The organism is Xanthomonas hyacinthi (assembly GCF_009769165.1).
GTDB lineage: Bacteria > Pseudomonadota > Gammaproteobacteria > Xanthomonadales > Xanthomonadaceae > Xanthomonas_A > Xanthomonas_A hyacinthi.
Map to the genome: position 1 here is coordinate 848859 of NZ_CP043476.1, position 13974 is coordinate 862832.

General features: G+C 71.5%; 16 protein-coding genes. 10 read left to right on the forward strand and 6 right to left on the reverse strand.

Going from position 1 to position 13974, the window contains the following annotated elements:
- Positions 1-11: 11 nt before the first annotated feature.
- The 3 genes from ispE to FZ025_RS03975 are packed head-to-tail and all read right to left on the reverse strand — an operon-like array spanning position 12 to position 3219.
- Entirely contained in the window at positions 12-875 is an 864-nt protein-coding gene (gene ispE, locus FZ025_RS03965; protein WP_104557649.1) for a 4-(cytidine 5'-diphospho)-2-C-methyl-D-erythritol kinase, read from the reverse strand.
- A complete protein-coding gene (gene lolB, locus FZ025_RS03970; protein ID WP_046980485.1) occupies positions 872-1525 on the reverse strand; it encodes a lipoprotein insertase outer membrane protein LolB in 654 nt (217 codons plus the stop codon). The genes ispE and lolB overlap by 4 nt, the downstream gene beginning before the upstream one ends.
- Complete coding sequence (locus tag FZ025_RS03975) at positions 1522-3219, reverse strand: tetratricopeptide repeat protein (RefSeq protein WP_046980484.1); 1698 nt, start codon at positions 3217-3219, stop codon at positions 1522-1524. Before FZ025_RS03975 ends, lolB begins: the two co-directional genes overlap by 4 nt.
- Positions 3220-3285: 66 nt before the next feature.
- Between FZ025_RS03975 and hemA the strand changes: the two genes are divergently transcribed.
- The 7 genes from hemA (at position 3286) to ppk2 (ending at position 9953) form a co-directional block, all read left to right on the forward strand.
- Positions 3286-4569 carry a glutamyl-tRNA reductase gene (hemA, locus tag FZ025_RS03980; RefSeq protein ID WP_046980483.1) on the forward strand — a complete coding sequence of 428 codons (1284 nt, stop codon included), beginning with the start codon at positions 3286-3288 and terminating at the stop codon, positions 4567-4569.
- A complete protein-coding gene (gene prfA / locus FZ025_RS03985; RefSeq protein WP_046980482.1) occupies positions 4547-5632 on the forward strand; it encodes a peptide chain release factor 1 in 1086 nt (361 codons plus the stop codon). The genes hemA and prfA overlap by 23 nt, the downstream gene beginning before the upstream one ends.
- Before the next feature lie 55 nt (positions 5633-5687).
- Complete coding sequence (locus FZ025_RS03990; RefSeq protein WP_046980481.1) at positions 5688-7397, forward strand: O-linked N-acetylglucosamine transferase, SPINDLY family protein; 1710 nt, start codon at positions 5688-5690, stop codon at positions 7395-7397.
- Between the two features lie 121 nt (positions 7398-7518).
- On the forward strand, positions 7519-8145 hold the full coding sequence (locus tag FZ025_RS03995) for an antibiotic biosynthesis monooxygenase (RefSeq protein WP_146093496.1): 627 nt from the start codon (positions 7519-7521) through the stop codon (positions 8143-8145).
- 164 nt (positions 8146-8309) lie between these two features.
- Positions 8310-8828, forward strand: a complete 519-nt coding sequence (moaB, locus tag FZ025_RS04000) for a molybdenum cofactor biosynthesis protein B (protein WP_046980480.1) — start codon at positions 8310-8312, stop codon at positions 8826-8828.
- Between the two features lie 13 nt (positions 8829-8841).
- The gene (locus FZ025_RS04005; RefSeq protein ID WP_046980479.1) at positions 8842-9180 is read left to right on the forward strand and encodes a helix-turn-helix domain-containing protein; all 339 of its coding nucleotides are present in this window, start codon (positions 8842-8844) and stop codon (positions 9178-9180) included.
- Positions 9177-9953, forward strand: a complete 777-nt coding sequence (ppk2, locus tag FZ025_RS04010; protein ID WP_046980478.1) for a polyphosphate kinase 2 — start codon at positions 9177-9179, stop codon at positions 9951-9953. The genes FZ025_RS04005 and ppk2 overlap by 4 nt, the downstream gene beginning before the upstream one ends.
- 240 nt (positions 9954-10193) lie before the next feature.
- On the opposite strand, the gene FZ025_RS04015 is transcribed toward ppk2, so the two are convergent.
- Genes FZ025_RS04015 through FZ025_RS04025 form a run of 3 tightly spaced genes read right to left on the reverse strand, consistent with a single transcriptional unit; the run spans position 10194 to position 12366 of the window.
- Complete coding sequence (locus FZ025_RS04015) at positions 10194-10460, reverse strand: acylphosphatase (protein ID WP_046980477.1); 267 nt, start codon at positions 10458-10460, stop codon at positions 10194-10196.
- Complete coding sequence (locus tag FZ025_RS04020; RefSeq protein ID WP_386269543.1) at positions 10460-11095, reverse strand: TlpA family protein disulfide reductase; 636 nt, start codon at positions 11093-11095, stop codon at positions 10460-10462. The genes FZ025_RS04015 and FZ025_RS04020 overlap by 1 nt, the downstream gene beginning before the upstream one ends.
- Complete coding sequence (locus tag FZ025_RS04025) at positions 11092-12366, reverse strand: YihY family inner membrane protein (protein ID WP_046979369.1); 1275 nt, start codon at positions 12364-12366, stop codon at positions 11092-11094. Before FZ025_RS04025 ends, FZ025_RS04020 begins: the two co-directional genes overlap by 4 nt.
- Before the next feature lie 80 nt (positions 12367-12446).
- Between FZ025_RS04025 and wrbA the strand changes: the two genes are divergently transcribed.
- From wrbA to FZ025_RS04040, 3 genes are all read left to right on the forward strand, one after another.
- On the forward strand, positions 12447-13043 hold the full coding sequence (gene wrbA / locus FZ025_RS04030) for an NAD(P)H:quinone oxidoreductase (RefSeq protein ID WP_046979373.1): 597 nt from the start codon (positions 12447-12449) through the stop codon (positions 13041-13043).
- The gene (locus FZ025_RS04035; RefSeq protein ID WP_046979368.1) at positions 13040-13408 is read left to right on the forward strand and encodes a DUF2069 domain-containing protein; all 369 of its coding nucleotides are present in this window, start codon (positions 13040-13042) and stop codon (positions 13406-13408) included. Before wrbA ends, FZ025_RS04035 begins: the two co-directional genes overlap by 4 nt.
- A gap of 79 nt (positions 13409-13487) precedes the next feature.
- Positions 13488-13973, forward strand: a complete 486-nt coding sequence (locus tag FZ025_RS04040; RefSeq protein WP_046979367.1) for an asparaginase domain-containing protein — start codon at positions 13488-13490, stop codon at positions 13971-13973.
- The last annotated feature ends 1 nt before the right edge of the window (position 13974 follow it).

Sequence of the window (13974 nt, forward strand, 5' to 3'; positions counted from 1 at the left end):
TGAAACTGTTGCTATGCCTCCAGCGCGTCGAGCAGCGGCGAGCGGGTCACGCCGCCAGCCACCCAGGCGCGCAACCCGTCCGGCAAGGCCGCCAGCGCGCGCACGGCGGCAGCGCGATCGGCGAACTCGACGAAACACCCGCTCCCCGACCCGGTCAGGCGCGGCGTGCCGATCTGCGCGAGCGCCTGGAACGTGGCCTGGATGGCCGGTTCGCGGCGGAGCAGCACCGGCTCGAACGCATTGCCGAGCAGGAAACCTGAAACGAAGTCCGCCATTTTCGCGGGCGCGGCATCCCGCGTCAAATCCGGGGCCTGGAACAGCGCCGCGGTGGGCACGTGAACCGCCGGATCGGCCAGCACATAGCAGGCCGGCGGCAGCGGCAGCGGGGTCAGCCGCTCGCCCACGCCTTCGGCCCAGGCATCGCGTCCGCGCACGAACACCGGCACGTCCGCGCCCAGCGCCAGGCCCAGGGCAGCCAGCGCGTCCTCGTCCAATCCGGCGCGCCACAACGCATTCAGCGCGACCAGCGCAGTCGCCGCGTCGGACGATCCGCCGCCGAAACCGCCGCCCGTCGGAATGCGCTTTTCGATGCGGATATCGACACCTTGGGCGATCTTGGCCTCTTTTTGCAGCAGCCGCGCGGCGCGCACCAACAGGTCGTCGGCCTCCGCGACGCCAGGCGCGGAGGCGCCGCGCCGCGCCACCACGCCATCGCCGCGCAGCCGCAGATGCACCGTATCGCCCCAATCGAGCAGGCGGAACACGGTCTGCAACTCGTGGTAGCCGTCGGCGCGGCGGCCGGTGATCTGCAGAAACAGGTTCAGCTTCGCCGGGGCCGGCCAGGCCGACCAGCCCTCCTTCCCCGCCGCGCTCATGGCGCGGCGAAGTCCCACTGGTCCAGCAGCAGCCGCACCTTGGCGTCGCCGTTGCGCGCCTCGATGCGCCGCGGCAGGGCCGGGCGACCGTCGCTGGGCGGGTACCACTCCTGGAACTGGATCTCCCAGCCCATCTGCCGCAGCGTCTGCAAACGCCCTTCGGCGTCGTAGCCGACCTGCTCGGGTGCGCCGGCGTCCACCGCGACCTGCCCGCGCACCCAATCCGGCAGCAGATTGACCGGAATCTCCCAACCGGTGGCCTCGCGCAGCACGTGCTGCGCGTCCGCGCCCGCGCGCGGACCGCCTTCCAATCCCTCCAAACGGCCGCCGCCGCGCTGGCTGTCGCCGCTCAGGCGCCAGCTCTGGCGGGTCACCGGCGCGCTGAGTTCGACCTGGTACTGCCGCTGCTGCTGCGTCCAATCGATGCGCCCGCTGCCGCCATTGCGGCCCTTGGTGATCGCCACCCGGCCCTGGAACGTCCACTGCGGATGCGCGTCCAGCCATGCCGTGCGCGCGGCGTCGGCCTGCCGCGCCGCCGCGCCGCGCGGCGCGGCCGCAGCCGGCGGCGCCTGCCGCGGCGCCAGCGAGGTACAGCCGGCCAGCGCCAGCAGCGCCGTCAGCGCCCATGCCGCGCGCAACGCCGGCCTCACGGCGCGACCTGGTCCATCGCCCGCTGCAACGCGCGATTCTTCGGATCGAGCTTGCGCGCCTCGTCGAAGTACTTGTTGGCCTCCTCGCGCTTGCCCTGCTCCCACAGCATCTGGCCGATGTGCGCGGCGATCTCCGGATCCTTGAACAGGGTCCAGGCGCGGCGCAGCTGCACCAGCGCTTCCTGGGTCTTGCCCAGCCGGTACAGCACCCAGCCGTAGCTGTCGATGATCGCGGCGTTGTCCGGATCGGCGGTGCGTGCGCGGTCGATCAGCTGCAAGGCCTCGCGATAGCGGTGGGTGCGATCGGCCAGGGTGTAGCCGAGCGCGTTGAGCGCGGCCACGTTCTCCGGCTCGGTGACCAGGATCTTGCGCAGGTCGGCCTCGGCGCGATCGATGCGGTCGCGCCGCTCCCAGGCCAGGCCGCGCGCGTAGAGCAGCGCGTTGTCGTCCGGATAGGCGGCCAGGCCGCGCTCGAACACCTGCAGCTCGCCGTCGTCGTCGCCGCTGCGCTGGCGCAATTCCGCCTCCAGCACGTAGGCGTCGCGGCGCGCGGCGTCGTCGGCCTCGGCATCGTCCTGCAGCGCGCGCGCCTCGCTGAAGGCGGCCTCCTTCTGCCCGAACTCGTACAGCGCGCCGGCGGCGCGCAGCCGCGCTTCGTTACGCCGCGGGCCGCCCGGCACGCCGCGGTACCAGGTCACCGCTTCCTGGTAACGCTTCAGGAACTCGGCGATCTTGCCGAGCAGCAGGCGCCGCTCCGGATCCGGCTGCGCCGCGCCCTTGCGCAATTCCTCGTACAGCGCGCTCAGCGCCGCATTGTCCTGCAGCTTGGCCAGCATCGAGGCGCGCAGGCCGTAGTTCTGGGTGTCCTGCGGCCCGAGCGCCAGCACCCGCGCCGCCGCGGCGGTATCGCCGATCGCGTCGTAGGCGTAGGCCAGCGCACCACGTAGCTCGGGGTCGCGCGGCGCTTTCGGCTCCACGCCCTGCAGCAGCGCACGCGCCTGCTCGGTCTTGCCGGCCTGTTGCAGCTGGGTGGCGTGCAGCAGGGCGACCCGCGGCTCTTCCGGGAAACGCTTGACCAGCTGGTCGACGATGCGCTCGGCCAGCTGCGGCTGCTCCAGGCGCAGCGCCAGGCGCCCGAACTCCTGCCAGGCCTCGAGCTGGTCGGGGATGGCGTTGGCGTCGAGCAACTGGTCCAGCACCTTCGCCGCCACCTCCGGATCGCGGTTGCCGCTGACCAGCGCCACCAGCGCATAGCGCCAGCCGCGCGGGTCCTTGTCGCGCAGCAGCGCCAGCAGCAGGCCGCGCGCCTGGCGCAGGTTGCCGTTGCGCAGCGCCAGCGAGGCCTCGGCACTGCGCATCGGCAGCGACTCCGGCGCACGCTGGCGCCACAGCGCCAGGGCCTGCGTCGCGGCCGCGTTGTCGTTGGCCAGCATCGCGATACGGGTCGCGCGCTCGGCCAGGCCGGCATCGCCGGGAGCGTCGTTCGCCGCCTCCAGGTACCAGTGCGAGGCATCGATCAGCTGCCCGGCCTGCAGCGCGAATTCGCCGGCCAGCACCGGCGTCAGCGAGGCCGGCGCGGCGCTCGGCGGCAGCTTGGCGGTGGTCGTCGGCATGGCCGCCGCGGCGCCGGTGGCGGGCAGCGCGGCGAGCGCGGACAGCAATAGAACGATACGGATGCGAATCAATGCGGGCATCGGGGGCAACCGGGCCGTAAAATGGGGCCCTGAATGGCCAGCAGCTTATCGCAAGCAACTGAACAGATGACGTTGTGGGTGCTCGGATTGAACCACCAGACCGCGCCGGTCGACCTGCGCGAACGGGTGGCGTTCGCCGGCGACGCGCTGCCGCGCGCGCTGCATTCGCTGCGCGCATTGCCCAACGTCGCCGAGGCCGCCTTGCTGTCCACCTGCAACCGCACCGAGCTGTACGCGATCGCCGACGACGCGCAGAGCCTGGCCGACTGGCTCGATTCGCACGCGGCCGGCCTGCACGGCTACCTGTACCAGCACCAGGACGCCGATGCGGTGCGGCATCTGTTCCGCGTCGCCACCGGGCTGGACTCGATGGTGCTGGGCGAGCCGCAGATCCTCGGCCAGGTCAAGGACGCCTGGGCGCTGGCGCGCGAACACGGGGCGATGGGCAACCGCCTGGACCGGCTGTTCCAGCAGACCTTCTCGGTGGCCAAGCGCGCGCGCACCGATACCCGGGTCGGCGCCAATCCGGTGTCGGTGGCCTCCACCGCGGTGCGCCTGGCGCAGAACTCCTTCGCCCGGCTCAGCGAATCGACGGTGCTGCTGGTCGGCGCCGGCGAGACCATCGAACTGGCCGCCAAGCACCTCAGCGAAGGCCGCGTGCGGCGCCTGCTGATCGCCAACCGCACCCTCACCCACGCCCAGGAACTGGCCAGCCGCCATGGCGGCGTGGCGCTGCCGCTGAGCGAGCTGGGGCGGCATCTGCAGGAGGCCGACGTGGTGTTTTCGGCCACCGCCGCACGCGAGCCGGTGGTGACCCGGGCGCAGGTCGAGCAGGCGCTGCGCGCGCGCAAGCACAAGCCGATGCTGCTGTTCGACCTGGCCGTACCGCGCGACATCGAAGCCGGCGTGGCCGAGCTGGCCGATGCCTATCTGTACACCGTGGACGACCTGGAACGCGCGGTCGAGGACAATCGCCGCGGCCGCCGCGAAGCGGCCGCGGCCGCCGAGGCGATCATCGACCTGCAGGTGCTGCGCTACATCGAGACGCTGCAGGCCAGCACCCGCCAGGCCCCGCTCAAGCGCCTGCGCGCGCACGGCGACAGCACCCGCGACGAGGTACTGGCCAAGGCGCGGCAGCAGCTGGCCAACGGCAAGCCGGCCGACGAGGTGCTGGAATTCCTCGCCAACACCCTGACCAACCGTCTGCTGCATCCGCCCACCGCGGCGCTGCGCGAGGCGGCGCTGAGCGGCGATGCCGAGCTGGCCCGCGCCGCCGAGCGCCTGTTCCCGGAAAAGCCGGGCTATCTCCATCCCATTCCGAAGACCGATGACACCGACCCTGCGCCGTAAGCTGGAGGCGCTGGCCGAGCGTCGCGAAGAACTCGAACGCCTGCTGTCCGATCCCGAGGTAGTGAGCGACAACGTGCGCTTCCGCGACTACTCGCGCGAATTCGCGCAGCTGGAGCCGGTCGCCGCCGCGCTGGCCGACGCGGCCGCGGCCAAGGCCGACCTGGCCGCCGCCGAAGCGATGCGCGCCGATCCGGAGCTGCGCGAGCTGGCCGAAGAGGAAATCGCCGCCGCGCAGGCGCGCCTGCTCGCGCTGGACGCACAGCTGGCGCTACTGCTGGTGCCGCGCGATCCGCGCGACGACGGCAACCTGTTCCTGGAAGTGCGCGCCGGCAGCGGCGGCGACGAGGCGGCGATCTTCGCTGGCGACCTGTTCCGCATGTACGCGCGCTACGCCGAGCGCCAGGGCTGGAAGGTGGAAGTGGAGTCGGACAGCCCCGGCGAACACGGCGGCTACAAGGAGATCGTGGCGCGCATCGTCGGCCGCGGCGCCTACTCCAAACTCAAATTCGAATCCGGCACGCATCGCGTGCAGCGGGTGCCGGCGACCGAGTCGCAGGGCCGCATCCACACCTCGGCGGCGACGGTGGCGATCATCCCCGAGGCCGACGACGTGGAAGAGATCGCGATCAACCCGGCCGACCTGAAGGTGGACACGTTCCGCTCCTCCGGTGCCGGCGGCCAGCACGTCAACAAGACCGAATCGGCGATCCGCATCACCCACGTGCCGAGCGGGGTGGTGGTCGAATGCCAGACCGAGCGCAGCCAGCACGCCAACCGCGACAAGGCGATGAAGCGGCTGAAGGCGCAACTGCTCGACGCCGAGCGCAGCAAGCAGGCGGCCGCCGAAGCGCAGGACCGCAAGCTGCAGGTCGGCAGCGGCGACCGCAGCCAGCGCATCCGCACCTACAGCTTCCCGCAGGGCCGCATCACCGACCACCGGGTCGAAGGCCTGACCCTGTACGACCTGCCGAACGTGATCGAAGGCGATCTCGATGCGCTGATCCAGCGCCTGAGCCACGAACACCAGGTGGACGAACTGGCGCGGCTGAGCGAGAGCCCATGAACGTGTACGTGCGCCGCGCCGATGCGCACGCGCCGGCCGCTGCCGCCGCCCGCACGTGAACGGCGCGGCGACGGACGAATTGCGGCGCTTGCAGGACGCGGTGCGCCGCGACCCGCAGGATTTCATCGCCTGGGTGATGCTGGCCGACGCCGAACTCGGCGCCGGTGCGCTCGCCGCCGGCGAGCAGGCCGCGGTGCACGCGCTGCAACTGCGCCCGGCGCATCCCGAAGCGCTGGCGCGGCTGGGCCGGGTGCGCTGGACCCAGGGCCGCCACGCCGAGGCCGCCGCGGCGTTGCGCCAGGCGCTGCAGCACGCGCCGCAGCATCCGGGCATCGCCCTGTGGCTGGGCCATGCGCTGGAGGACAACGGCGAGGCCGAAGCCGCCGCGCACGCCTATGCGCACGCGCATGCGCTGCTGCCGCAGGAACCGTCGATCGCCGCGCACCTGCTGAACTGGCGGCGCAAGCTATGCGACTGGCGCGCGCTGGACGCGCTGTCGCAGCAGGTCCGCGGCGCGGTGCGCCAGGGCCATCCGGCGATCGAACCGTTCGCCTTCCTCAACGAGGACGCCACTGCCGCCGAACAACTGCAGTGCGCGCGCAACCGTGCGCTTGCATTGGCGCGCACGCTGGCGCCGTTGCCGGCGACGCCGCTGCGCCGCGCCGGCCCATTGCAGATCGGCTTGCTGTCCAACGGCTTCGGCGCGCATCCCACCGGGCTGCTGATCGTGGCCTTGTGCGAACGGCTGCGCGCGCAGGCCGACCTGCAGCTGCAGCTGTTCGCGTTGAACCGCGACGACGGCAGCGCGATCCGCGCGCGCCTGCAAACCGCTGCGCACGCCTGGCACGACGTCGCCGGACAGCCGCACCGGGCGATCGCGCAACGCATCCGCGACGCCGGCATCGACCTGCTGTTCGATCTGCGCGGCTGGGGCGGCGGCGGCGCGCCGGAAGTGCTGGCGCTGCGCCCGGCACCGCTGCAGATCAACTGGCTGGCCTACCCGGGCACGTCCGGCGCGCCATGGATCGACTACGTCATCGGCGATGCGTTCGCGCTACCCGAGGCGCTGGCCAGCCAGTACAGCGAGCGCGTGCTGCGCCTGCCGCGCGCGTTCCAGCCCTCGGACGACAGCCGCCGCATCGAGGCGCCGCCATCGCGCCGCGACTGCGGGCTGCCCGAACACGGCACCGTATTTTGCTGCTTCAACAACAGCTACAAGCTGACCCCGCGCAGCATGACGCGGATGCTGGCGGTGCTGCGCCAGGTCCCGGACAGCGTGCTGTGGCTGCTGTCCGGCCCCGGCCAGGCCGATGCGCGGCTGCGCGACGCCGCGCGCCGTGCCGAGCTGGATCCGGCGCGGCTGCGCTTCATGCCCAAGCTGGCGCATGCCGACTACCTGGCCCGCTACCGGCATGCCGACCTGTTCCTGGACACGCATCCGTACAACGCGCACACCACCGCCTCCGATGCATTGTGGGCCGGTTGCCCGCTGCTGACCTGCCCCGGCGCGACCTTCGCCGCGCGCGTGGCCGGCAGCCTCAACCACCATCTGGGCATGGACGAGATGAACGTCGCCGACGACACCGCCTTCGTCGCCAGGGCCGTGCAGCTGGGCCGCGACCCGGCCGCGTTGCGCGCCCTGCGCGACACCCTGCAGCAGCGCCGCGCCAGCGCCGGCCTGTTCGACATGCGCGGCTTCGCTGCGGACTTCGCCGCGCTGTTGCGCGACACCGCGCGCCGGCATGGCTGGAGCGGGCCGCAGTAGGGCGCGCAGCGCCAGCCCGCGGCGCCGACCACGACACGCAGCGCAACGGAGCGCACGCGCGCTTGACCTCAAGCATGGTCGAGGTTCGACACTGCGCGCTTTCCGCTAGCGCACGCCTCCGATGCCGTCACGCCTGTCGCCCGATCTCACCTCCCCGCATGCGCGCAGCGTGCTTGTCGCCCACGCCTCGGCGCCGGTCTGCGCGACGCTGCTTGCGCGCTTGCGCGACATCCCCGGCGGCGACCTGCATGCCCTGGCCTGGCTGGAATCGCTGGGCGCAGCGCCGGACCTGCTGTACGCGCAATGCGGCGGCGACGCCACCGCGCAGCTCGGCCGCAGCCTGCGTCCGCGCGCGCCGGCGCCGCGACTGACCCTGCAGCGCTACCGGCGCATCCGCAGCGGGGTGTCCGATCCGCAGTGCCTGCCCGGCTGCGTGGTGGTGACCTGGCTGCCGACCCGCGACGCGGCGCAAGCGCAGCACTACGCCAACGCCGCCTTCGCCGCGCTGCAGGATGGCGCGCACGCGCTGCGCGGCCTGATCGCCTCGCACCTGCACCTGTCCGCCGACGGTCGCGGCCTGCTCGACTATGCCGAATGGAGCAGTGCCGACGCGCAGCGTCGCGCCCTGCAGCGCGACCCCGAGCGCCTGCCGTTGGCGTCCCATCCGGAAGCCAGCGTGGCCCATTACCGGCCGCGCGCGCTGGCCCGGCCCGGCGCGCCGGCGCAGCCGGCGCACGGACGCACCTGAACCGGCGTCGCCATCGCGCGCCGGTTCACGTCTGCGCGGCAAGGCGTGCCGCAGTCGATCTGCGCTCGTTGCCAACACGCCATCGCATTTGCATTGCTGTACCGCCCGCACCGATTCGCAGCGGCAGGCTGTACGCCGGCCGGGCGAGCCGCTAGGCTGCCGGCATGAGCGCCAAAGCCGATTTCATTGCATTGAACCTGTGCGTGCTGACCGTGTCGGACACGCGCCGCCTGGCCGAGGACAGCTCCGGCGACTACCTGGTGGCGGTGCTCGGCGCGGCCGGCCACCAGCTGTACGCGCGCGCGCTGCTGCCCGACGACCGCTACCGGATGCGCGCGGTGGTGTCGGCGTGGATCGCCGACCCGCAGGTCGACGGCATCCTGGTCACCGGCGGCACCGGCTTCACCGGCCGCGACTCCACCCCCGAAGCGCTGCTGCCGCTGCTGGACAAGCAGATGCCCGGTTTCGGCGAGTTGTTTCGTGCGATCAGCTTCGAGGAGATCGGTACCTCCTCGCTGCAGTCGCGCGCCTTCGCCGGCCTGGCCAACGCCACCTTCGTGTTCTGCCTGCCCGGCTCGACCTCGGCCTGCCGCACCGCCTGGGAAAAGATCGTCGCCGCGCAGCTCGACGCGCGCACCCGGCCGTGCAATCTGGCCACGCTGCGCCCACGCCTGAAGGAATGACCTGGAACCGCGCATGCCCCTGGATACCACCCTGCGCCTGCTGGCCAAGGCCAGCGGCATGACCGCGGCGGACATCGCCGCCGCCATCCCGCGCGCCGGCGCGGCCACGGTCAAGGCCTGGCTGGCCGGCGAAAAGATGCCCGGCCGCGACCAGCTCAATGCGCTGGCGCGCGCCTTCGGCGTCCCCGCCGGGGCGCTGCTCGGCGAACTGGCCAGCCAGCTCGACCCGGCCCGCACCCGCGGCGAACACGATCTGCTGCAGGCCTACCGCGCCCTCGACAGCCGCCAGCAGGGCGCGCTGCTGGAAGTGGCACGCAGCATGGCCGGCACCCGCACCAGACGCAGCAAATGAGCAAGCTCAAACGCAAGCAGTACCAGGCATTGATGCAACCGCTGCAACTGGAACTGGTGGCGCTGGCGCAAGCGCTGCAGCACAGCGGCGAACGCGTGCTGGTGCTGTTCGAGGGCCGCGATACCGCCGGCAAGGGCGGCGCGATCCAGGCCATCGCCGAACACCTCAACCCGCGCCAGTGCCGGGTGGTGGCGCTGCCCAAGCCGACCGACCGCGAAAGCACGCAGTGGTATTTCCAGCGCCACGTCGCGCACCTGCCGGCCGCCGGCGAGATCGTGCTGATGGACCGCAGCTGGTACAACCGCGCCGGCGTGGAACGGGTCATGGGCTACTGCGACGATGCGCAATACCACGCCTTCCTGCGCCAGGCGCCGCTGTTCGAGCAATTGCTGGTCGCCGACGGCATCCGCCTGTTCAAGTACTGGCTGTGCGTGGACCAGGACCAGCAGGAGAAGCGTTTCGCCGAGCGCCTGCACGATCCGCTGAAAGGCTGGAAGCTGTCGCCGGTGGACCTGCAGTCGCGCGCCCAGTACGCCGACTACACCCGCGCCCGCGAAGCGATGCTGGACGCCACCCACCGCGAACACGCGCCGTGGACGCTGGTCGACTTCAACGACCAGAAACGCGGCCGCCTGACCCTGGTCCGGCACCTGCTCGACCAATTGCCCGAGGCGCCGCTGCAGGAGCCGGAGCTGGAACTGCCGCCGCTGCGGCACAAGCCGCGCAAGGAGAAGTTCGGCCTGTTGCAGCCGTTGCCGCCGTATCTGGGGTGAGGCCGGGATTGGGGATTGGGGACTCCGGACTCGATGATGCGGTCCGCAACTGACGGTGCAATGGTTTTCTGTAAGCGGCTTCAGCCGCGACCGGACGTTTCCGCAAAGACGCGGCCGGATTGAAACTGCTTCTGCAGCGGCATGCGGTTGTGGGAGGGACTTCAGTCCCGACGCGCTACCGGCAAGGCCTCGTCGGGACTGAAGTCCCTCCCACAGCGAGCAGCCAAGGTTTCCGGGATGTCACCCGATCGCGAAACCCGCCGCCACCGGCTCCGGCCATGACTGGCGCAATACGCGCTCGACCCGCGCCGTCGGCGGGCCGTGTTGCAGCCACTCGGCCAGCGCCTCCAGCGCCGCGGTCTCGCCGGCGGCGACGACGTCGACGCGGCCGTCGGCCAGATTCAGCGCCTGCCCATCCAGCCCCAGCGCCAGCGCGCGTTCGCGGGTGGCGGCGCGGAAATACACGCCCTGCACCCGGCCGCAGACCAGGAAACGCGCCGCCGCCATCAGCCCGCGGCCTTCGCCTGGCCGGCGACCTTGCCGCCCGCCGCGGCGATCGCCGCCTCGATGTCGTGCGCATTGACCGGGCCCAGGAACTGCTTGGCGACCTTGCCGTCCGGGGCGATCAGATAGGTCATCGGCAACCCGCGCGGGGTGGCGAAATCGGCCGGCGGCGCGTAGGTATCGAGGATCGCCACCGGGTAGGCCACCGGGTGTTCCTTCAGGAACGCCTGCATCTCCGCCGGCTCGATGTCCTCGTAGGCCAGGCCCACCACTTCGATGTTGTCGCGCATCACGTGCAATGCCGACAGCTCCGGCATTTCCTTCAGGCACGGCGCGCACCAGGTGGCCCAGAAATTCACCACCACCCATTGCCCGCGATGCGCGGCCAGGTCGTAGTCGCTGCCGTCCACCGCCTTCACCTTCAGCGTCGGCTGCGGCCGGGTTTCCTGCACCACGTTCGGTCCTTCGCCAGCGGCGGGCGCGGTCGGCGCAGCGGGCGCGGCAGGTGCCGCCGGGGCGGCGGGAGCCGCAGGCGCCGACGCGCCCGGCGCGGTGCCGGCGGCGGGCGAAGGATGCCGATCGCAGCCCGCCAGCAGCGCGGCAACGGCGAACAATGGGAACAGGATGCGCAAGGTCATGCGAGGTCTCCGATATCGGTGTAAAGGTCGCCGACGCGACGTTTCAGCACGTCGCACAGCGGCATGCGCAATTCGTCCAGCGTGCGCCATGCCGCCTGCCCCAGCGCGTCGTCGCGGCACGGCAGGTAGGCTTCGGCGATCGGGATGCGCAGCTGGCAGTTTTCGTAGAGTTCGGTCAGCGGCACGTCGGCCAGGTCGCGCGCCAGCAGCCATTCGCCATGCTCGGCACGGCTGAGCAGGCAGCTGCGCTCCAGTTCGCACAGCAGTTCCTGCACCAGCGAATCGGTCAGCATCGGCTCCAGCTGCAGGATCCGGTCCTCGTGCAGGCCGTGGCCGTCCCTGCGCGCCTGCGCGAAGCGCCCGAGCAGGCGCAGCAAGGCATAGATCTCGTAGCCGGCCGGCAGCCGCATCGACGCCGGCTGATAGCGGAAGGCGGCGATCGAGGACGCCAGCGAGGCGCCGAGCAGGATCCCGATCCAGCTCAGGTAGGTCCACAGCAGGAAGATCGGCACGAACGCGACCGTGCCGTAGATGCGCTGGTAGGACTGGAAGCTGCCCAGGTACAGGCTCAGCCCCCACTTCACCAATTCCAGCAGCGCCACCGCCAGCAGCGCGCCGGGCACCGCGTGGCGCAGCTTGACCGTGTGGTGCGGCACCACCCGGTACACCAGCGTGATGCAGACGAATTCGATCAGCACCGGCGCCAGGCCCAGCGCCATCTGCGCCAGCAGCCGGCCTTCGCTGGTGCGGAACAGCGGCAGCGCGAAGAACCGCGCCGACGCCGCCAGCGACGCCGCGGCCAGCAGCGCGCCCAGGGTCAGCACCGTCCAGTACACCAGGAAGCGGGTCAGCCGCGGCCGCGCCGAGACCACCCGCCAGATCCGGTTGAAGGTCTGCTCGACGCTGTTCAAGGTGATCAACAGCGACACCATCAACGCGATCGTGCCGGCGCTGGTCAGCTGCCCGGCGCTGGCCGAGAACTGGCGCAGATAGGCTTCCACCGAACGCGCCGCGGCCGGCACGAAGTTGGAGAAGATGTAGTCGCTGAGCTGGTCGCTCCAGCGGTCGAACACCGGAAACGCCGAGAGCACGCCGAACACCACCATCGCCAGCGGCACCAACGCGAAGATCGTGGTGTAGGCCAGCGAGGCGGCGGCCTGGAACAGGCGGTCGTCGAGGAAGCGCCGCCACAGGAAGCCGGCGAAGCTGCGCATCCGCGCGCGGTCGCGCACCCGCTCCGTCCAGAGATTGACCGTGTCCAAAGGCTGCATCGGGCAAGGGTACCCGATGCGCACGGATGCCGGCATCGCCGATACTGGCCGCCGTTCTGGTGCAAGCAAGCGAGGGCCGCATGGCCGAGATCCTGGTCCTGTACTACAGCCGTGGCGGTTCGGTGGCGCGCCTGGCGCGGCAGATCGCGCGCGGCGTCGGCGAAGTGCCCGGCATAGCCGCGCGCCTGCGCACGGTGCCGGCGGTGGCCGCGGTCACCCAGGCCAGCGCGCCGCCGGTGCCCGACAGCGGCGCGCCGTACGTGGACGCCAGCGACCTGCGCGACTGCGTCGGCCTGGCCCTGGGCAGCCCCACCCGGTTCGGCAACATGGCCGCGCCGGTCAAGCACTTCATCGACGGCCTCGGCGCCGAATGGGCCAGCGCCACCCTGGCCGGCAAGCCGGCGGCGGTATTCACCTCCACCGCCTCGCTGCACGGCGGCCAGGAAGCCACGCTGCTGTCGATGCATCTGCCGCTGCTGCACCACGGCTGCGTGATCGTCGGCATTCCCTACACCGAACCGCTGCTCAGCAGCACGCGCAGCGGCGGCACCCCGTACGGCGCCAGCCACGTCGCCGGCGCCGACGACGACCCGCAGCCCAGCGAGGAAGAAGCGCAGCTGGCGCGCGCGCTGGGCCGGCGCCTGGCAAGCATCGCGCAACGCCTGGCGGCGCCATGAGCACCGCCCGCCTGCGTGACGCGCTGGCAGCCACGCTGCTGGTGCTGGCGCTGTTGTACGCGGCCTGGTTCCACGACGACCGCCATCGCCTCGCCGCGCTGCTGGTGTTCGCGCTGCCGCCGCTGCTGCTGGCGATCGGCGTGTTGCGCGGCTCGGCGGTGGCGCGCTTCTGGGCCGGCGTGTTCGGGCTGTTCTGGTTCAGCCATGGGGTGATGGCCGCCTGGAGCCATCCGCCGCAACGCGCCTGCGCCTGGGCCGAACTGCTGCTGGCGTTGCTGGCGATCGGGCTGTCCAGCGCACCGGGACTGCGCGCGCGTTTCGCCCGCAAGCGCGGCGCCAAACCGCCCGGCGGCGACACGCCCTGAGCGACCGCCGCCGGCCTGCCGGTATCATGGCGGCCTTGCGCGACCGCGGCCGCGCCCCGTCATGCTCTAGGAACCGGCAATGGAAGAACTCCTGATCGTCACCACCGGCGGCACGATCGACAAGATCTACTTCGACGACAAGTCCGACTACCAGATCGGCGATCCGCAGATCGGCCAGATCCTCAAGGAACTGGGCGTGACCTTCCGCTTCACGGTGATCCCGATCATCCGCAAGGACTCGCTGCACATCACCGACGCCGACCGCGAGCTGATCCGCGCCACCGTCGCCGCGCAGTCCGCGCGCCACGTGCTGCTCACCCACGGCACCGACTCGATGGTGCAGACCGGCAAGGTGCTGCAGAGCATCGCCGACAAGACCATCGTGATCACCGGCGCGCTGAACCCGGCGCGCTTCCGCGGCTCCGACGCGGAATTCAACATCGGCTGCGCGGTTGGCGCGGTGCAGTCGCTGCCGGCCGGGGTCTACATCGCCATGAACGGGCAGATCTGGGATCCGCAGAAGGTGCGCAAGAACGTGGCCGCGAACCGCTTCGAACCCGTCTGAA

Excerpts from the sequence above, each read along its gene's own strand:
- FZ025_RS03995 (WP_146093496.1), top strand. The coding sequence starts at position 7,519 with ATGCCGTCACGCCTGTCGCCCGATCTCACCTCCCCGCATGCGCGCAGC.
- FZ025_RS04020 (WP_386269543.1), bottom strand. The coding sequence starts at position 11,095 with ATGACCTTGCGCATCCTGTTCCCATTGTTCGCCGTTGCCGCGCTGCTG.
- FZ025_RS04040 (WP_046979367.1), top strand. The coding sequence starts at position 13,488 with ATGGAAGAACTCCTGATCGTCACCACCGGCGGCACGATCGACAAGATC.
- FZ025_RS04015 (WP_046980477.1), bottom strand. The coding sequence starts at position 10,460 with ATGGCGGCGGCGCGTTTCCTGGTCTGCGGCCGGGTGCAGGGCGTGTAT.
- wrbA (WP_046979373.1), top strand. The coding sequence starts at position 12,447 with ATGGCCGAGATCCTGGTCCTGTACTACAGCCGTGGCGGTTCGGTGGCG.
- FZ025_RS04025 (WP_046979369.1), bottom strand. The coding sequence starts at position 12,366 with ATGCAGCCTTTGGACACGGTCAATCTCTGGACGGAGCGGGTGCGCGAC.
- hemA (WP_046980483.1), top strand. The coding sequence starts at position 3,286 with ATGACGTTGTGGGTGCTCGGATTGAACCACCAGACCGCGCCGGTCGAC.
- FZ025_RS04035 (WP_046979368.1), top strand. The coding sequence starts at position 13,040 with ATGAGCACCGCCCGCCTGCGTGACGCGCTGGCAGCCACGCTGCTGGTG.
- prfA (WP_046980482.1), top strand. The coding sequence starts at position 4,547 with ATGACACCGACCCTGCGCCGTAAGCTGGAGGCGCTGGCCGAGCGTCGC.
- FZ025_RS03975 (WP_046980484.1), bottom strand. The coding sequence starts at position 3,219 with ATGCCCGCATTGATTCGCATCCGTATCGTTCTATTGCTGTCCGCGCTC.
- FZ025_RS04005 (WP_046980479.1), top strand. The coding sequence starts at position 8,842 with ATGCCCCTGGATACCACCCTGCGCCTGCTGGCCAAGGCCAGCGGCATG.
- ppk2 (WP_046980478.1), top strand. The coding sequence starts at position 9,177 with ATGAGCAAGCTCAAACGCAAGCAGTACCAGGCATTGATGCAACCGCTG.
- ispE (WP_104557649.1), bottom strand. The coding sequence starts at position 875 with ATGAGCGCGGCGGGGAAGGAGGGCTGGTCGGCCTGGCCGGCCCCGGCG.
- moaB (WP_046980480.1), top strand. The coding sequence starts at position 8,310 with ATGAGCGCCAAAGCCGATTTCATTGCATTGAACCTGTGCGTGCTGACC.